At 64.9% G+C, this 18,379-nt stretch carries 13 protein-coding genes; 4 read left to right on the forward strand and 9 right to left on the reverse strand.

All coding sequences use genetic code 11. The features are described 5' to 3' along the window. Window positions 1-107 precede the first annotated feature (107 nt). From Q4F19_RS06595 to Q4F19_RS06620, 6 genes are all read right to left on the reverse strand, one after another. Window positions 108-1,439 carry an MFS transporter gene (locus tag Q4F19_RS06595; protein WP_303540880.1) on the reverse strand — a complete coding sequence of 444 codons (1,332 nt, stop codon included), beginning with the start codon at window positions 1,437-1,439 and terminating at the stop codon, window positions 108-110. Window positions 1,440-1,671: 232 nt separating this feature from the next. Beyond that, the gene (locus Q4F19_RS06600) at window positions 1,672-2,691 is read right to left on the reverse strand and encodes an SMP-30/gluconolactonase/LRE family protein (protein WP_303540882.1); all 1,020 of its coding nucleotides are present in this window, start codon (window positions 2,689-2,691) and stop codon (window positions 1,672-1,674) included. Between the two features lie 24 nt (window positions 2,692-2,715). Continuing rightward, window positions 2,716-4,560: an outer membrane protein assembly factor BamB family protein gene (locus Q4F19_RS06605; RefSeq protein ID WP_303540884.1), complete on the reverse strand. Its 1,845-nt coding sequence runs from the start codon at window positions 4,558-4,560 to the stop codon at window positions 2,716-2,718. A gap of 173 nt (window positions 4,561-4,733) precedes the next feature. Then, window positions 4,734-6,290: a carboxylesterase/lipase family protein gene (locus Q4F19_RS06610; RefSeq protein ID WP_303540886.1), complete on the reverse strand. Its 1,557-nt coding sequence runs from the start codon at window positions 6,288-6,290 to the stop codon at window positions 4,734-4,736. A gap of 217 nt (window positions 6,291-6,507) precedes the next feature. Then, on the reverse strand, window positions 6,508-7,275 hold the full coding sequence (locus Q4F19_RS06615) for an IclR family transcriptional regulator domain-containing protein (protein WP_303540889.1): 768 nt from the start codon (window positions 7,273-7,275) through the stop codon (window positions 6,508-6,510). Between the two features lie 132 nt (window positions 7,276-7,407). Continuing rightward, the gene (locus Q4F19_RS06620; RefSeq protein ID WP_303540891.1) at window positions 7,408-7,674 is read right to left on the reverse strand and encodes a hypothetical protein; all 267 of its coding nucleotides are present in this window, start codon (window positions 7,672-7,674) and stop codon (window positions 7,408-7,410) included. Between the two features lie 57 nt (window positions 7,675-7,731). Between Q4F19_RS06620 and paoC the strand changes: the two genes are divergently transcribed. From paoC to Q4F19_RS06640, 4 genes are all read left to right on the forward strand, one after another. Next, window positions 7,732-9,930, forward strand: coding sequence for an aldehyde oxidoreductase molybdenum-binding subunit PaoC (gene paoC, locus Q4F19_RS06625; RefSeq protein WP_303540893.1), 2,199 nt, complete (start codon window positions 7,732-7,734; stop codon window positions 9,928-9,930). Window positions 9,931-10,157: 227 nt separating this feature from the next. Further along, window positions 10,158-10,805 carry an aldehyde dehydrogenase iron-sulfur subunit PaoA gene (gene paoA, locus Q4F19_RS06630; RefSeq protein WP_303540895.1) on the forward strand — a complete coding sequence of 216 codons (648 nt, stop codon included), beginning with the start codon at window positions 10,158-10,160 and terminating at the stop codon, window positions 10,803-10,805. Next, on the forward strand, window positions 10,802-11,758 hold the full coding sequence (locus Q4F19_RS06635) for an FAD binding domain-containing protein (protein ID WP_303540897.1): 957 nt from the start codon (window positions 10,802-10,804) through the stop codon (window positions 11,756-11,758). The genes paoA and Q4F19_RS06635 overlap by 4 nt, the downstream gene beginning before the upstream one ends. A 103-nt stretch (window positions 11,759-11,861) precedes the next feature. Further along, window positions 11,862-13,598: an acyl-CoA dehydrogenase gene (locus tag Q4F19_RS06640; RefSeq protein ID WP_303541040.1), complete on the forward strand. Its 1,737-nt coding sequence runs from the start codon at window positions 11,862-11,864 to the stop codon at window positions 13,596-13,598. A 74-nt stretch (window positions 13,599-13,672) separates the two neighbouring features. On the opposite strand, the gene Q4F19_RS06645 is transcribed toward Q4F19_RS06640, so the two are convergent. The 3 genes from Q4F19_RS06645 to Q4F19_RS06655 form a co-directional block, all read right to left on the reverse strand. Continuing rightward, window positions 13,673-14,050 carry a c-type cytochrome gene (locus tag Q4F19_RS06645; RefSeq protein ID WP_303540899.1) on the reverse strand — a complete coding sequence of 126 codons (378 nt, stop codon included), beginning with the start codon at window positions 14,048-14,050 and terminating at the stop codon, window positions 13,673-13,675. 101 nt (window positions 14,051-14,151) lie between these two features. After that, window positions 14,152-15,297 carry an FAS1-like dehydratase domain-containing protein gene (locus Q4F19_RS06650; protein WP_303540901.1) on the reverse strand — a complete coding sequence of 382 codons (1,146 nt, stop codon included), beginning with the start codon at window positions 15,295-15,297 and terminating at the stop codon, window positions 14,152-14,154. A 225-nt stretch (window positions 15,298-15,522) separates the two neighbouring features. Then, window positions 15,523-18,348 (reverse strand): TonB-dependent receptor plug domain-containing protein, encoded by a 2,826-nt coding sequence (locus Q4F19_RS06655; protein ID WP_303540902.1) that lies wholly within the window; start codon window positions 18,346-18,348, stop codon window positions 15,523-15,525. Window positions 18,349-18,379 lie beyond the last annotated feature (31 nt).

The raw sequence follows: 18,379 nt of genomic DNA on the forward strand, positions 1-18,379 counted from the left end.
CGCGATATGATCGCGGCGGCGGTGTTTGGAACCGCAGCAAAAAGTCCGCAGGCGCAGACCTCGGCTAGGCCGCGCGCAGGGCCAGCCGGAATGGGTCCCGCCCGACGTTAGTGAACCGCGCGGGAACCGCCTGCGACACGCACGACGCGCGCCTGTCCGGCGCAGATCGCGAATGCGCACAGAATCGCATAGCAAAGCGCGGGGACGATCAGCGCGAAACCATAGCCGTGCGTGTCCGACAGCAGGCCGACGAGCAGGGGCATCAACGCACCGCCGACGATGGCGGTGCACAGCAGCCCCGATGTCGATTCCGTGCTCGCGCTCGTGCGCTCCAGGGTGAGCGAGAAGATCACCGGGAACATGATCGAATTGAGGAACCCGATCGCTAGCGCGACGAACCCGCCGCCGACGCCCCCGAAGGTGACGACGTAGAGACACATCCCGGCCGCAAGCAGCGTGTTGCAGGCCAACAGCAGATGTGCGCGTATCTTCGTCAACAGCAGCGAACCCAACGCCCGACCGACCATCGCTCCGCCCCAGTAAAAGGCGACCGCCTTGCCCGCCTCCTGCAGGGACACGCCGGGCACTCCGTCGCTGCCCATCAACCAACCCAGGAGCGGCACGTGGAACGGCGCATCGGATCTGCCCCACACGGCGTCGCTATTCAGGAACAGCGCCATCTGCGTGCCGATCGAGACTTCGGCGCCGACATAGAGGAATATCGCAATCGCGCCGGCAATGGCCCAGCGCGACCGAAGCGCGGAGAACAACCCGACTGTCGATCTCGACAGAGGCGCGGCCTCCGCGACAACCCGCCGGCTGAGCCAGAAAAACAAGGCAAGCGCGGCGATCAGGGCGCAGATCCAGACATATGCGGTCGTGATTCCCGCCAGTGCCTGCGCGCGGGTCTCCATCGTGATGCTCGAATCCCGCTTCACCTCCACGCCCGCCAGAAACAGATGCGCGCCGAGCAACGGCGCGAGGAACGTCCCCAGCGAATTGAAGGTCTGGCTCACGACCAGCCGGAAATGGGACTTGGCCGGATCCCCGAGAGCGGCTGCAAGCGGGTTCGCCGCCACCTGCAGCACCGTAATCCCGCTCGCCAGCGCGAACAGGCCAAGCAGCACCAGCCAATATATCGCAAGGTTCGCGGCCGTGAGCATGATCAGGCAGCCAAGGATCATCATGACGAGCGCCGCGAGGATCGAGTGCACCGCCTTCAATCGTGAAACCACCGCCGCGGCTGGGAACGACACTACGAAATAGGCGAAGAAGAAGGCGAAGGCGCTCGCCTGTGCTTGCAGGTCGCTCAGCGTGAAGATGCCCTTCACCGCGGCGACCAAGGGATCCACAAGCGCCGTGATGAATCCCCACGAGAAGAAGAGGGTGGTGACCGTCGCAAAAGCAGAGGACGCGTGCCTCGAGCGGCCAATTACCAAGCTCTGTCTCCGTCAATGCTCTCGCATCGGTTTGCGATCCGTCAGTATCAAACTGGTCTGACAACGCTGACAGTGTCAAGCCCGAGATGTCGCTACTGGCCGGGCTTTTGCCTGCGCAATAGATACCTTCCCTGATCCCGACCGATAATACGCCATAGTGCGCGGCCGCTGCCGAAGCCTGTTTGTCGTGGTACGAACGTGTTCGCTCGGATCGACGGCCCAGGATCAGATCCTATCGGTGGGAATATAGCGTCACCCCCGGCGCCAGACCCTGCGCACGGAAGATCATCGTCCCGCCGTCGCCGCGCTCGTCCCAGGCGAGGATCCGCAACTCGCGCGTCCCCGGCACGAAGGCGAGGCTGGACACGCGCAGGAAATGCCCTGCCTCGCGGCCCGGAATCAGGATCTGGCCGATCGGAACGCCATTCTGATTGAACACGAGGACCCGCCCCTGCTGCGTCATGGTCACATAGACATTGCCGTCGACGTCCGTCCGCATCGAATCCGGGCCGCGCCCCGTAAAGTAATACGTGGCATGGACCCGGCTTATCGTTCCAGGTCCGGAAAGCTCCGCCCGAAGCAGGCGCTCGGTCGCATATTCGGTCGCCCAGAGCACTTTCCCGTCCGGACTGAGCGCGACACCGTTGCCCATGCCGATATTGGGAATGACCGTCTTCACGGAATGATCGGCCGGCGAGATATAATAGACGCCGCCGCTCCCGACGGTCGCGCTCCCGCGAAAATCGGTGAAGTAGATCCCGCCGTCCGCGTCCAGCACCATATCGTTCGGCGCATAGCCGCCGCTCGCGGGCAGGATGGTCTCCGCGCGGCCGTCCTTGGGGTTCACGCGGAGGACGCGACCGCTCGGCGGCCGGCCAATGCCCGCTATGTAGATCATGCCGTCGATATTGATGGCCGTGCCGGACGGGAATAAGGTCGCATCGGTGAAGACCGTGCTGAGTTGTCGCTCCGGCGTCAGGCACATCAGATGGCCGCCGGCGATGTCGTGGAAATAGAGGTTGCCGCCCCGATCGAACGCAGGCCCCTCCACGGGCATCGCCTTATCGGATACCTTGAAATACGGCTCCGCCACGGCCTGCGGCAGACCGCGCTCCGACATCGGGATCGGCGCCAGGCCGCGCGTATCGTCCGTATAGGACAAAGACGCGCTTGGACGCGAGGCTGCCTCTGCCGAACCGAACCCGGCCGCCAGTACGATGGTCGCCGCCCCACCGAGAATCAGACGGATCACACTGCACGTCATCGGCTCGCCCCCTTATTTGCCGTCGATACTGAAGGCGAGTAGCGCATTGCCCGGCTGCCCGTAGCGACCGCCGGAATTGACGAATATCATTCCCCCGGCAATTGTCTGGGCGCCATGGTCGATCGTACCGCCGCTGGATTTCGTTCCGTTTACGCCATCGAAGCTTCGGCCCGTGTCGAAATCCCACACGAGCGCGCCATCGTTCGTCGCATAGGCGCGGATGTGGCCATCCCATGACCCCGCAAAGACCGCGCCTGGCATCGCCGCCACAGCCGCGCTGTAGGCATTGGCGCAGGCGCCGATCCAGCTGCACGCCGGCTTCGGCGCCGGGCTATGCCAGAGCAGCTTGCCGTCTGCCGCCGCGATCGCATTGATGCCGGGCCTGGCCGCCATATCGTCGCCGGGCCTGACGGGAGACGCTATGCCCGTATCAGCGATCGGGACATAGATGGCCTTGCCATCGGTCGCGCCGCCCCATTCGATACCACCCAGCTTCCCGCCGCGCCCCAGGCGAGCCTGCCAGACGATCGCGCCACGGCGATCCGGATCCATCCCATAGACAACGCCATTCTTGTTGAGCGCTACGACGATATCCTTGCCGTTCGCGGCGCGCACCAGCAGCGGCGAGGCGCCGAAATCATGATCCGGCCCCACTTCGCCTGCGGGGCAGTTTCCGTGTCGCGTGCCGGCATCGCAGCCGCTGACGTAGATGTCGTTCTTGATGACCTGCGAGACCCAGCGCTTCTTGCCCGTCGCGAGATCGAACGCGACAACGGCGTCGGACGCGTCCGAGCCGGGATCGCTATAATCGTCGCCCGTGGTGACATAGAGAAGCTGACGCTTCTCATCGATCGTCGGGGCATGCCAGACCGCCGCACCGGACGGCCCCTGCCGCCGCGTGCCGGCGATCGGCGCGACGGGCTGATCGATTGCGCCGGTTTTCCAGATCGTCCGCCCGGTGGCGGCATCGACCGCCGCCACACTGCCCTGGAACGTGCAGCAGACATATTTCGGGTCCGCAGCGAGGACTTCCTCTCCGGAAGAGAAGCCCATGTAGAGCGTCCCCTTATAATAAGTTGGCGATCCGGTCAGACGCACCGCCCGGTGGTCTTCGGGACGGACATGCCACAGCACCTGGCCCGTCTCGGCATCCAGCGCGTGCATGTCGCCATACCAGCCGGTGGTGAAGGCGGCGATCTTCCCCGACGGAAGTTTGGCGAGCACGATCATCGTGCGCATTGGTGCAGCGAGATCCCTGGCCCAGATCGTGCAACCGGTGCGCGCATCGAGCGAGAAGGTTATACCGGCCATATTCGAGACGAACACGCGGCCCCCGACAACCGTCGGCTCATTCGAGACGCCGACCGGATAGGCGAACGCCCATTTCAGCTTAAGCCGCGGGATCTGCGCCGCGGTGAAACCGGGATCCGCCTGATAGCGCGCGTTGGTCACGCCGGCGGCACCCCAACCGTTCCAGCCGCTTCCCGCCAATGTCAGCGGAGCGGGCGCCGCCTTGCACCTGTTTGCCATGGAGTCGAGATCGGTTGCCGTGCTGGGCGCGCGGCCGATCAGATAGGTGGCGACGGCCTTCTTGTCCTCGAGGCTCACGTCTGCCGTAATCTCCCGCATCGCGCCCACCGTCAGCGCGCGGAGGATATATTCCGGGGAGCGGGTCTGGGTGAGGAAGGCTTTGCTGGGTGCACGGCTTTCCGGCTGATCGTGACATGCCGCACACGCCCGCTGATAGACGTCCTGACCGCGTTTGTTCTGCACGGCGAGGCCGGCTGGCGGATCGGCGACCGCGGCGCCGCCGGCCAAGCCGACCAGGACCGCAAGCCAGATCAACAAGCTACGCATGTCATGCCTCCGTGGCGCGCCGAGATCTTGCCATTCGACGATTACGTTTCAGGCGGGGTGAATGGCCGGCCCGACGCGAACCGGGAATATCGGTCGGCCGCAGATCGGCTGCCGGCAATTTCACCGCGGAATGCTCGAACAGTGCGTACGGCGAGCGATCGGCGAATGATGGCTCATTTCGATGCCATCGCGACGCTTTCCGCAAAATCGAGCCGGTCCTTCCGAAAATCGCTTACGGCCTTCGGTCCCGATGTGGAGAAGGTAAGCGTCATGTTCGTCTGGGCTTCGTAACGCGGCCACCGAACATTTCCCGCGGTGCCGGGGGCCGACGTCTTCGCGAAGTTGGTCCAGAACGTCATCAATTCTTCGGAAACGCGCCTGTCGTCGACATTGGCCTCACGGGGCGGATCCTGCCCATCCGCAAACGTCCCGAACACAAACGGCACCTCTGCGCCGTGCGGAACGCCCACGAACCTGCCCGTCATCGCTGATGGGAGATAGCCGAAATTATAGTGCCAGCTCGGCAACCCGTTGCGCGCGTGCAACCGGGCCAGTTCGCGCGACGGCTCCACGTGATCGGCGTCGCTTGCAAAGTCGATTGCTGCGACCTTCGGATCCGTGCCGTAGATCGCGATGAGCCGCGCCCGCAGCGGCCCTGCGCGGGCGATCGTCGCGTCCGGATCATCGAGGATCGCCTGCACGCCGCATCGCTCGCAGCTGTTCGCGCCGACGATGTAGGGCACCTTGGCTTCGTGACCCGCGGCAAACGCTTTCGCGATCGGCTCCGGCAGTAGGATCCCGTCAAGGATCGCGCCGGGCTCGCTCGTCAGGGGCGCGACGAACTGATCGGCGGGTAGCGCGCGTAAGGCCTTGAGCGCCGCTGCGTCCGTTCCCGGGACGCCCAGCTTGGCGGCAAGCGCGAGCCCGGCTTTCTCCCCCGTGACGGCCGCATCACCGCGGACCGGATAGACGGCATTGCGCGTAAGGTTGCGGCCTAGACCGGATTCGGAGATCGCCTTGGCGAACAACCCTCTGGAAAGAGGCGACACCATCAACGTGTTGACCGATTGGCCGCCGGAGCTTTCGCCGAAGAGGGTGATGTTGTCGGGATCGCCGCCAAACGCGGCGATGTTGGCCCTGACCCATTTAAGCGCGGCGATCTGGTCCATCGTTCCATAATTGGCCGTTAGCCCGGTCCCCGCTTCGGCACTCAGTGCCGGATGCGCGAAAAACCCGAGGCGGCCGAGGCGGTAATTGAACGAGACGAGGATCACGCCCTTCTGCGCGAGGTGCGTTCCGTTGAACATCGGGGAGGTCGAGACGCCGGCGACGAAGCCGCCGCCGTGGATCCACAACATGACCGGCAGCTTGCCCCCCGCCTCGGCACCGGCCGGCCGCCAGACGTTTACGAACAGGCAGTCTTCGGACTGGATCTTCGGCGATCGGTTGCCCGAGCCCTGGACGCAGGCCGCCCCGGGCGCGGTGGCATCGCGCACGCCGGACCAGCCCGCCGCCGGCCCGGGCGGGCGCCAGCGATAGTCCCCGACCGGGGGCTGCGCGAAGGGAATGCCTTGAAAGGCCTCGACTCCGTCAGCGCTAGTTCCGCGCAGCGCGCCTTGCGAGACGCGCACGACCAACTCGCCGGACGCGGCGGCCGGCAATCCCCCGCAGATCAGCGTTAGTGCCGCGCCGAGACTCGAGCCGGCGGACCACCGGATGTTTGACGCCATTACCCTCCCCTTTACGCGGCTAGCGATGATCTACCGTCACGCGTTGCAGGCCAGCATCCAAGCAGCCTATTCGACAAATGCACGTAAATGCGTTCAATTGTTGGCTATTACGAACTTACCGGGATTTGCGTGGCGGTCAATCGGCGCTCGTCAATGCGACGCGCCCCGCAGATGGCAGGGCGGACGACTGAAAGACTGAGGAGCGCCAGAGGGCGCCTCAGACGGCTTCCCGCGCCGCGTCCGGATTTTGTGCCCACTCGCCGACGCGCCGGAGCAGCAACGCGCTCATCGCCTCGAGCCGCGGCTTCAAGCTGGGCGTCGCTCCGACGAGCGCAACCGCCGCCAATCCCTTGCGCGAAGTCCCCGGTACGACCGTGGCGAGCGCGCAGCGCGTCCCGGACAGCCGCACATTTTTCGCCACGCCGCTTCTCTTGATATCCTCATATTCGCTGAGGAAGGCCTCCACCAACGGCGCTTCGATCCGGGTCCGGCGACGCAGGAAATCCTGAAGTTCGCTCTGGGGGCGCGCCGCGAGCAGCGCCTTGCCCGTCGCCGTTGCTAACAAGGTCCGCCGTATTTCGCGACGCGCCTCGATATCGCTGATCGCGTCCCTACCGGCCTCGGCGATGTAGATCAGGTGATCGCCGGCCCCGACGCCGAGGAAGACGGCGAGACCGGTTTCCTCGTGCAGCGCAGTCAGCCGGCTCAGGCTTATAAGGCCCGCGCGAACCTGCCCACTCGCCAACGTCAGGCCATGCATCGCTGGACCGAGGAAGATGTGATGATCCTGTTCGAGCAGCCAACCGGTAGCGAGCAGCCCCTTCATGAAGCCGTAAACCGAGCTTTTCGGCGCGCCGATCGTCCGTGCCAGATCCGCAAAAGTGAGGCCGGGGTTGTAGACGACCTCCTCCAGTATCTGCGTGATCCGATCCACGGTGCGGTGGTGCTGGGGAGTTCGACCGATATCCCCTGCTATATCCGTCACCGCCACCTCCCCGCTCATCGCATTCGGACCTGCTTCTTCCCATGCGGGCCGTCTTTTTGACGGCACGGTCATCTACAGGAAATGCCCCGCCGCCCGACCGTCGGCCCGACATCGTCAAACCGCGTGCCATTCTTACGGAAAAATCTCGTCGTGGCGTTCGTATTCTTGAACTAATGGTCGCATATCGATATTGCCATGCTTTTGAAAGCGATGGACATCGCGACCGATGGGAAGGAGGAAGGCGATGCGAAAGGTGCGCGAAACGTACCGGCGGCGCCCCTCCCGGCCATCGGCGCTGTCGCCTATTCGTTCGGCTGCGATCCGCTGCAGCAGCACCCGCCCGGCAGTGAGCGTCAACGTCTCCAGTCGAGACGGCGACGCGCTCTCGAAGGAGCTCATGGCTGAACGGAGACGTCCCGCCCTCCACGACGCAGATCTCGCCTTCCAGGACCCAGCATGAAATTTCAGACGCCTGCCGGCAAGAATCCCATCGATCGAATGAAGGTGGTGGGCAAGCCTCACGACCGCGTGGAGGGACCGCTGAAGGTCACCGGCGCGGCACCTTATGCCTATGAGAGGCATAGCGTCATAGCGAACCAAGCTTATGGGGAAGTGGTCGGCGCAGCGATCGCGAAGGGCCGGATCATATCTATCGATCTCGCCGAAGCTCGCCGGGCCGCGGGCGTTATCGCGATTCTGACGGCGGAGAATGCGGGCGGGATCGGTCGGGGAGATTTCATCTTCGCCTCGCCTCTCGCCGGGCCTTTGGTCGAACATTATCATCAGGCCGTCGCGGTCGTCGTTGCCGAATCGCTGGAGCAGGCCCGTGCAGCGGCGGCGTTGGTGCGGGTCGATTACGATCGCGCGGACGGCGTGTATGATCTGTCGTCCGCAAAGGCCGGTGCCACAAAAAGGGCCAGTGTGCCGGATGCCGCAATCGGCGATTTCGCGACTGCTTTCGCCACCGCGCCGGTCAAGCTCGACGCGGTCTATACCACGCCCGACCAGAGCCACATGGCGATGGAGCCCCACGCGACGATCGCGGCGTGGGATGGCGATCGGCTCAACCTGTGGACCTCGGTTCAGGCACTCGATTGGGCCATGCGCGATCTGCCGAAGATACTGAAGATGCCGCGGGACAAGGTCCACATGAGTTCGCCCTATATCGGCGGCGGCTTCGGCGGAAAGATATCGTCGATGTCCGATGCCGCCCTCGCGGCGCTCGCCGCGCGGGTCGCGGGTTGCCCCGTCAAGCTGGCGCTGACCCGGACCTTGCTGGTCAACAATACGGTGCACCGGCCGGCCACGATCCAGCGTGTCCGCATCGGCGCCGCGCGCGACGGCAAGATCCTGGCGATCGGGCACGAAAATTGGACGGGCAACCTGCCGGATGCCTTCGTCGAGCAATCGACCGTGCCAACCCCCTCCCTATATGCCGGCGCGAACCGGCTGGCGACCACGCGCGTGGCCGTGCTCGACCTGCCCGAAGGCAGCTCGATGCGCGCGCCCGGCGAGGCACCGGGCATGATGGCGATCGAGATCGCGATGGACGAACTGGCCGAGCTGCTGGGAATGGATCCGATCCAGGTGCGGCTCGTGAACGATACGCAGGTCGATCCCAGCGATCCGAACCATCCCTTCTCCACCCGCCAGCTGGCCGAATGCCTGCATGTCGGTTCCGAGCGCTTCGGCTGGAGCAAGCGCGCGGCCAAGCCGGGCGCCAGGCGCGAGGGCCAGTGGCTGATCGGCATGGGCGTCGCCTCGGCAATCCGCGGCGCGCGGACGCGGACATCGGCGGCGCGCGCCCGGCTCGACGCGAAGGGCATTGTGACAATCGAGACCGACATGACCGACATCGGCACGGGCGCCTACACGATCCTGGCGCAGACGGCCGCGGAGATGATGGGCATCGGGCTGGACGACGTGGTGGTGAAGCTGGGCGAGTCGGACTATCCGGTGTCGGTCGGCTCGATCGGGCAGCGCGGCGCGGCGAGCGCCTCGGGGGCCGTCTTCGCCGCCTGCACGAAGCTGCGGCAGACGATCGCCCAGCAGCTTTCGCTTCCCGAAGGCGACGTGGATTTCGTGGATGGCCATATCGTCTCCGGAGGCCGGCGCATTCCACTGGGGAAGGCCGCTGCCGCGGGTGAGATCGTCGTGGAAGATGTCCTCGAATTCGGTCCGGAGATGCCGAAGAAATATGCACAGCAGGCATTCGGCGCGCATTTCGTCGAGGTCGCGGTGCACGCATCCACGGGCGAAATCCGGGTACGTCGGATGCTGGCGGTCTGCGCTGCGGGCCGCATCCTCAACCCGAAGACTGCGCGCAGCCAGGTGATCGGGGCGATGACGATGGGCGTCGGCGCGGCGCTGTCCGAAGAACTCGCGATCGACACGCGCTTCGGCTATTTCGTCAATCACGATCTCGCCGGATATGAGGTCGCGGTACATGCCGACATCCCGCATCAGGAAGTGATCTTCATCGACGAGGTCGATCCGACGATCACGCCGACGAAGGCGAAGGGCGTCGGCGAGCTGGGGCTCGTCGGTGTTGCCGCGGCGGTCGCCAATGCGATCTACAACGCCACCGGGGTCCGCGTGCGCGATTATCCGATCAGGCTCGACAAGTTCATGGACCGGCTTCCGGCGGTCGCGTGAGCGACTCGCTCGCGCTTCGGTTGCTGCGCACGGAGCGATGCCGACCGCTGCCGCTTGGACGATATCGGTTGTCGGGCGGTTCGGAAGCCGTATATGTTGCGTATATCGGTTTTAGTTGCCGCATATACGGAACGATTGGACCGAGTTTGATACGGGCGCGCTTGCGGAACAGGCGAAGGCGGTCAGCGCGATGCACGTGACAGCGATCGAACGATAGGACTGGAGTTATGGATATCTTCCGCGAACCGAAGGTCAGCCGACGAGCCGTCATCGTGGGCGGCGCGTCGTCCGCCGCCGTTACCGCCCTCGTGCCAGCCTCCGCGCAGGATGCGAAGCCCTCGACGCTGGCCGCTTCGGTGCCCGAGATGCTCAAGGTATCGTTCACGGTGAACGGCAAGGTCCGCGAACTGGAGCTGGATACGCGCACCACCCTGCTGGACGCGCTGCGCGAACATATCCAGCTGACCGGCACGAAGAAGGGCTGCGATCAGGGTCAGTGCGGCGCCTGCACGGTGATCGTCGACGGGCGGCGGATCAATTCCTGCCTGACGCTGGCGGTGATGCACGAGGGTGACAAGATCACGACCATCGAGGGGCTCGGCGCGGTCGGCGATCTGCACCCGATGCAGGCGGCTTTCCTGAAGCATGACGGCTATCAGTGCGGCTATTGCACGCCAGGCCAGATCTGCTCGGCGGTAGGGATGCTGGCCGAACTCAAGGCCGGCGTTCCGAGCCACGTGACGGCGGATCCGGCGGTCGGGCCGAAATTCTCCAACGCCGAAACGCGCGAGCGAATGAGCGGCAACATCTGCCGCTGCGGCGCTTATTCTAACATTCAGGAGGCGATCGCAGAGGTCGCTGGAGTGCGGTCGTGAAGCCTTTCAGCTATGAGCGTGCCACCTCCCCCGCCGATGCGGTGACGCGCGCCGCCGCCAAGCCCGGAGCCCGGTTCATCGCCGGCGGCACCAATTTGCTCGATCTCATGAAGCTCGAAATCTCGACGCCTGCGCATCTGGTGGACGTCAACGGGATCGGCTTGGACACAATCGAGAAGACGGCCGATGGCGGGCTGCGCGTTGGTGCGCTCGTCCGCAACACCGATCTCGCCAGCCACGCCGCGGTGACGAAGGGCTATCCTCTGCTCTCGAAGGCGATCGTCGCGGGCGCCTCGGGCCAGCTGCGCAACAAGGCGACGACCGCTGGCAATCTGATGCAGCGGACGCGGTGCCCATATTTTTACGACAAGAATCTGCCGTGCAACAAGCGCGATCCGGGCACAGGCTGTGCGGCGGCCGGCGGCTATAGCCGCGGCCATTCGGTGATCGGCGTCAGCGGCAATTGCGTGTGCGCCTATCCCAGCGACATGACGGTCGCGCTGCATGCGCTGGACGCGACGGTGGAGATCATGCAGCTCGATCGCACGACCCGGACGTTGCCGGTGCGCGACTTCCATCTTCTGCCGGGCGACGACCTACCGGTAGGGGAATTCGCATTGAAGCCCGGCGAGCTGATCACGGCGGTGGTCTTGCCGAAGCCGGTAGGGGGCAAGCAACTCTATCACAAAGTCCGCGATCGCGCCTCCTACGCGTTCGCGCTCGTCTCCGTCGCGGCGATCATCCAACCGGACGGTACGGGTCACGTGGCGTTCGGCGGCGTCGCTCCGAAGCCGTGGCGCAGTGATGCGGCGGACGCCGCGCTGCCGCGGGGGGCCAAGGCCGTCACCGACACGCTCTTCGCAGACGCAACCCCGACAGACCAGAACCAGTTTAAGCTGACGCTTGCCACCCGTACGCTCGGCGCTGTGCTGATCGACGCCAAAGCGAGCTGAGGCACGCGGCCGAGCCAGCGAAGGCCATCGCTCGGGGCCGTCGCCTGACACCCCATATCTCCCCGGCGCGGCAGCTCTTCGCGCGCATAACATGGTGATATCGATGGATTATGTTGCCCCGTCGGCGGAGCAGATTCTGGCTCTGCATGTCAGCGCCGGTATCGAGGAGCTCGCCGCGCACCAACGCTTCGCCGCCGCGGATGCGGAACTGGTCGGGGCGATCGTCGAGGGAATAGGTGCCTTCGCCGCGGGCGAGTGGGCGCCACTCAACCGCGTCGGCGATACCGAGGGCGCCGTCGCCCGCGGGGGCGAGGTCTCGCTTCCGGCAGGGTTCCGCGAGGCCTATGCCGCTTATGTCGAGCAGGGCTGGAACGCGATCGCCGGGCCGACCGCCTTCGGCGGCCAGGGCCTGCCCTTTGCGCTGGCCTGCTGCGTGCTCGAAAATTTGGGTGCCGCCAACATGGCATTCACCCTCCTCCCGATGCTCACCGTCGGCGCGATCGAGGCGCTCGACCACCACGGCAGCGACGCGCAGAAGGCACTCTATCTGGAGAAGCTCGTCAGCGGCGCGTGGTCGGGTACGATGAACCTGACCGAGCCGCAGGCCGGCAGCGATGTCGGCGCGCTACGCGCCACGGCGACCCCGATCACCGAAGGGCCGCACGCTGGAAAGCACCGGATCAAGGCCACCAAGATCTTCATCACCTGGGGCGAGCACGATCTGGCCGAGAACATCATCCATCTCGTGCTGGCGCGCACGCCGGGCGCTCCTGCGGGATCACGCGGTGTCAGCCTGTTTGTCGTACCGAAATATCATGTCGAGGCCGATGGGAGCCTGGGCGCGCGCAACGATGTCCGCGTGGTCAGCATCGAGCACAAGCTGGGCATCCACGCCTCGCCCACTTGCGTGATGAGTTTCGGCGACGACGATGATTGCATCGGCGAGCTGGTCGGGCCCGAGCATGGCGGCCTGCGGGCGATGTTCACGATGATGAATTCGGCGCGGATCAACATTGGTTCGCAGGGCGTGCAGATCGCGCAGGCGGCTCTGCAGCAGGCGATGGCTTATGCCCGCGATCGCGTCCAATCGGTACGCGCGGGCGCCGCCGATCGCACGCCCGTGGCCATCATCGAGCATCCGGACGTGCGGCGGATGCTGCTTCGGATGCGCGGGCTGACCGAGGGCGCACGAGCGCTGCTTTATTATACGGCTGGCCAAGTCGATCGCGGCAGTCTGGGCCAGGCCGGCGCCGCGGCGCGCGCCGATCTGCTCGTCCCGATCCTGAAGGCGTGGGCGACGGACATCGGCTGCGAAGTCGCCAGCCTCGGCATCCAGATCCACGGCGGGATCGGCTATGTCGAGGAAACCGGCGCCGCCCAATATTATCGCGATGCCCGGATCGCCCCGATCTACGAAGGCACCAACGGCATTCAGGCGGCCGATCTCGTCACCCGCAAGCTGGCGATGGAGGGCGGTGCGGTGCTCGCGGCGCTGATGGCGCAAATCGGCGCCGATTGCGCCGAAGAAGCCAATCTTGCCGCATTGGCCAGCGAATGTGCTGCCATCGGCGTCTGGATGCGCACCGAGGGCAGCCTCGACGATCGCTTGGCCGGCAGCGTGCCGTTCCTGACGATGTGCGCCGTGGCGGTGGCGGGGTGGCAGCTGCTGCTTCAGTCGCGTGCCGTGCGCGGAGCGCAGGGATCGATCGCGCAGACCAAGCCGATCGTCGCGCGCTGGTTCCTCGATCATCTGGTGCCGGAGGCGATGGGGCACGCCGCGGCCGCGCGGGGCGGCTATGCGCTCCTGGCGGGGCTCAACGCCGAGCTGCTGGCATCCTGACCGAGATAGCCGCGATACGAGGGTGGAGGCGCCGGAATGATCCGCCGCCGCCCCGAGGTGCTTTGTTCCGACTATCAGGAATGCGCGGCAAGGAAGGCGATGATCGCCTGCCGCTGCGCGGCATCTGGCACGCTCATCGGCATGCGGACGCCCGGGATCATCTTGGATGGACCGGCCAGATACTGATCCAGTTTCTGCTTGTCCCACGTGATCCCGGAGCCCTTCAACGCGGGCGAATAGGCATAAGCCGACGAACCGGCCTTGGCGCCGACGATGCCTGCGAGGTTCGGGCCCATCATACCCTTCGCCCCCGGCGCGATCGTGTGACAGGCCTGACAGCGTTGCTTGAACAATTGCTCACCCGTCGGGGCGGTCTGTGCCGAAGCGATCGATGCGGCCATGCAGGAAAGGCCAAGAACAACGACGGTCTTCGTGACGTGCAGACGGATCATGAAAGGCTCCTTTCGAGCGTCGGAGAACGCGCGACGGTGGGCAGAGAGAGATAGAGCGGGGATGGCGGCGATCCACGATCGATCGCCGCCATTTAACGCGGTCAGCGCTTGGGCAGCCTAACGATCGCCGTGCCAGGCATGCAATTGTCGCCGCGCTGATTCATCGCCCATGTCTTGATCTTGACGACGTGATTGCCTTCATCGTCAATCTCCTTCGCCTCGATCCGGCCGCCCAGACGGACGACGTCGGAAAGATAGACGTGCGCGCGATACTGGGACGTGGCCTGCTTGATCTCGCCGTCGTCGCCCATCCAGTTGGTCAGCGAGTGAAGCTGCCAGCAGGTGCGCTGGATACCCACGTCATAGGCGGCCTGCGCGCCCTGCAGGCTGGCGGCATAATCATTGTAGTGCACAGAATAGACCGGCTCCAGGGCATGCGTCTTCGGATCGCGGAATGCCCATTTCGGATGCTTGCGGTAGCGCTGCAGCGAGATGCGGTGCGCGGCGATGCGCGGGATCGGCGCGGCCCCCGCCGAGACGAACGCTATCTCGTCGGTCAGGCCGATCGGCCCCTTGGTGACGAGATCGAGTTCGTCGCCGACATTCACGTCATCCCAATAACGTGGCGTCGCGCCGCGCGGCACTTCGGCGAGCATATCGTTCTCGATCTGCTCGATCTGCTCATCGGTCCAGGGATGCGGCAGCTCGATCTTGCGCGATTCACGGCGCGCCTGCATCTCGGTCCGCTCGAAGCGCATCCGCGAGCAGATGAACCGGGCGATCAGTTCGCCGTCCTGGTTCCAATATTCCTGCCGGATATAGTCCTTGATCCGGCGGCCGGCGAAGTTGCTCTCGCTGGGACCGTCGAAGCCGTCGAAATAGACGCGCGGCGTGATCTTGTCGCCTTCGCGGATCGGGCGGAAGAAATCAATGATCGTCTCGGCGTGGAAGCCGCCGAGGCCGGGCCAGCCGAACTGGACCGAGGCCATGCAGGCGAAGATGAAGCTCGGCGGCGCGATCAGGCCGCCATGCACGGTTGTCGCGCCATAGGCTGGATCGGTCCAGAGCGGGTTATCATCGCCGATACCCTCGCACATGCGCAGGATCGCGATCCGCGTCGCATATTCGTTGTTGATGCAGGAATCGGTCCGCAACTCGGTTCCGATCAGACCGCGCATCCTGTCGAGGAGCTCATCCGTGAACTGGCCGGTCGCGAGCTCTTTCGTAATCACCGCATTCTCAGCCACATCACACTCCGTGTTTCTATATACGAATAGCTACTCGTATATACGCATGCGTTATAGTGTGGTCGCGTTTTGTCAAGGTGATGCGGCCGGTGCCGCCGTGCGTCGGTCCAATTCGAAGCGGATCGATACGCGATCGGATCGGAGATATATTTCCGCTGGCGCGCTGACCGGGCGCGGGCGGGCGTACCCACCAGCGCCCGTCTGGCACGCTCACGCAGGACCCGGTCAGAGGCGGAAGCGCAGTCCGGCGCGAAACGTGCGGCCCTCCACATCGTAGAGTAACGCGTTTGCACCGCTGAGCAGCGCATTGCTGCTGACGCGCGGGCTGCCCGGCGGCGTATTCAGGATGTTGCGCACGTTGACGAACGTCGTCGCACGGACGCGGCCGACATTGATGTCGTAGCTCAACGACGCATCCGCATACACACGGCCGGGCAGCCGGTTCTGGCTATAGGTCGGGTGCGCGGTCGTGCTCGTCGGACAGCCGGATGTGCAGGTGATCGCCGTGTCGTTGATGGTCCCGCTCGGGAAGGCGCGCAACGTGATCGAGCCCATGATCGGATCGGTACGGTAGGACGCGGTGGCGGTCGCCCGCCAGTGCGGCGGATTACCCGCGCCATTCTCGCCGACATTGTCCGTCGGGACCGAGAGGCGTGTGTTAACATATTGCTTCAGATAGATGGTGGCGTTGCCGTGGAAGGACAGCGTACCGGGAGCGCCCGAGAAGGGGGCGGCCAACGGTATGCTGTAACTCGCCTCGAAATCGATGCCGCGCGACTGCTGGACGGCGAAGTTGATGCTTTGCGAGATGACCTGGGTGAGGATCCCATTTTCGCGCACGATATTGCTGCACAGCTGCGGGGCCGTGCCATCGAAGCACAGCAACAAGGTCTGTGCGACCGTGATCGAGGAGATCGCATCGCGAATCTTGATGTCCCAGATATCGGCCGAGAAGCTGAAGCCGCGCAGGAATGACGGTTGCAGGACGATGCCGGCAGCGGTGTTGGTCGCGATCTCCGGCTTCAGGTCGGGATTGCCGATCGACGTCTGATTGAATGCAAGCGAGGTATTCGTGAAGGGATCGAAGGCCGTCCCACGCGTACTGACCGGCGGCGAGAAGGTTTCGATCAGGTTCGGGGCTCGAATGTCGCGCGATCGCGTCGCGCGCAGCTTGATGTCGGAAATGGGCGAATAGACCACGCCCAGTTTCCACGTCGCGACAGTGCCCGCGCGACTATATTTCGTGTAGCGCACCGCACCGTTCAGATCGAGGCTGTCGGCCCAGGGCTGGTTCTTGAAGATCGGGATCACCGTCTCGAGCGCGGCCTCCGAAACCTTGGTCTGGCCCTGGATTCGACCGTAATTGGAGATGATGTGATCGTTGATCAGCGATCCCGCATCCACCGTCGAATTGGCGCTGTTGCGGCGATGCTCGGCGCTGATCGCGATCGAGACCGGGCCAGCCGGAAGCGAGAAAGGCTCGCCCGAGATCGAGGCCGAATAGACGTCCTGTTCGACGGTGAGATCCTGCCGGCTGGGTGTGCCGATGTAATCATAGGCTGCACCGCCGATCTGGTTCACGCCTGTGCCCATCGCATTCCAGGGCGCGCACCCGTTGGTTGGGTTGGTCAAAGTCGATCGGCAGACGATCGCGCCGCTGACGGGATCGCGCACGGCATCCACCGCGAGCGTATAATTAGCGCGGGAGATGTTGCGCGGATTGACCAGCAGTGCCTTGGTCTGGCCGTCCTGCGCATAGACATCCCACGACCAGCTGGTGCCGAGCAGGTTGACCTCGCCGGTCGTTCCGATCTCCAGGATACGTCCGGTGCGCTTGGTGCGCTGCTGGATCCTTCCCGAATCGCCGTTGAGCGTGCCGACGCGGATCGTCGTGAGGCCGTTCGCCAGCATCTGCGCGCGCACGTTGGCGGGCAGGAACGGATTGTCGATGCGGATCAGTGGCCCGTTGGTATTGAGCAGGAAGCCAGGGACGAGATCGGCGAAGGTGGTCGTCCGGTTCCACGAAGCCTGGGCATAGACGTTGACGTGATCGGCGATGTCGAACGCGGCACGGCCGAACAGAGAATTGCGGGTCTCTTCCGGCGCGATCGAGCCGCCCCGCCGGGCATCGTTGCGCGCCCAATCGCCGCCGCGCATGTAGGCGTCACCGACGATGTCGCCATAGGCCTGCTGATAGGTGGCGCCGCCCTCTCCGAAGGCGGTGCCGCGAAGTGGGCCCGAGACGATCACGCCGCCGGGGCTGGCATTGGTATAACCGACACTTTTCAGGATCAGGAATTGCGGCTGGCCGTTGGTCGGCGTGTAAGCCGGGTTGACGAAATTCTGGCCGCCGTCCTTGGTCCACTTGCGCTTGCTGTTGCCCTGGATCCCGCGATCGTCCGCGCGTTCGCCGGAGAGCAGGATATGACCACGGCCATCGGCAAAGCCCGTGCCGCCGGTCAGCGAGACGCGATAATTCTCGCCGTCGCCATAGGTGGTCACACCACCGGACACCTCGCCTTTCAGCCCGGAATATTTCTTGTCCATGATGAAATTGACGACGCCCGCAACCGCATCGGACCCGTACACCGCCGACGCGCCGCCCGTGACGATATCGACGGTAGTGATCAGCTGTTGCGGGATCAGGTTCACGTCGATGTCGCCCGCCGGATGAGCGGGCGTCACGCGGTGGCCGTCGAACAAGACGAGCGTGCGATTCGCGCCGAGACCGCGCAAATTCACCGAATTGATGCCGGTCGTCGCGACCGCCCCCGCCGCCAGCGAGGAGCGGCTGTTACTGCTGCCGACGAAGGCCGGCAGCGTCGTCACGAACTGGGCGATGTTCGAATTGGCGCTGGTCGCAAGCCGCTCCGCGCCGATCACCGTAGTTGGGCTGGGCGCCTGATAGCCTTCGCGGGCAATCCGCGTGCCGGTGACGACGATATCGGATACCGCCTCATGCTCTGACGGCGCGACCTCCGCAGCCGGGGCCGCCGTTCGCGGAGGAGCCGGCGTTGCCGAGATTGGCACCTGTGCCGCTGCCGGCGCCATGATGAGGGGCAGCGCTACACACGCCACGGTC

Source organism: Sphingomonas natans (assembly GCF_030546695.1).
Classification (GTDB): domain Bacteria; phylum Pseudomonadota; class Alphaproteobacteria; order Sphingomonadales; family Sphingomonadaceae; genus Sphingomonas_I; species Sphingomonas_I natans.

Bases quoted from the DNA above. Each gene is read 5' to 3' on its own strand.
- Q4F19_RS06605 (WP_303540884.1), bottom strand. From the start codon at position 4,560: ATGCGTAGCTTGTTGATCTGGCTTGCGGTCCTGGTCGGCTTGGCCGGC.
- Q4F19_RS06610 (WP_303540886.1), bottom strand. From the start codon at position 6,290: ATGGCGTCAAACATCCGGTGGTCCGCCGGCTCGAGTCTCGGCGCGGCA.
- Q4F19_RS06620 (WP_303540891.1), bottom strand. From the start codon at position 7,674: ATGAGCTCCTTCGAGAGCGCGTCGCCGTCTCGACTGGAGACGTTGACG.
- paoC (WP_303540893.1), top strand. From the start codon at position 7,732: ATGAAATTTCAGACGCCTGCCGGCAAGAATCCCATCGATCGAATGAAG.
- paoA (WP_303540895.1), top strand. From the start codon at position 10,158: ATGGATATCTTCCGCGAACCGAAGGTCAGCCGACGAGCCGTCATCGTG.
- Q4F19_RS06640 (WP_303541040.1), top strand. From the start codon at position 11,862: ATGGATTATGTTGCCCCGTCGGCGGAGCAGATTCTGGCTCTGCATGTC.
- Q4F19_RS06645 (WP_303540899.1), bottom strand. From the start codon at position 14,050: ATGATCCGTCTGCACGTCACGAAGACCGTCGTTGTTCTTGGCCTTTCC.
- Q4F19_RS06655 (WP_303540902.1), bottom strand. From the start codon at position 18,348: ATGGCGCCGGCAGCGGCACAGGTGCCAATCTCGGCAACGCCGGCTCCT.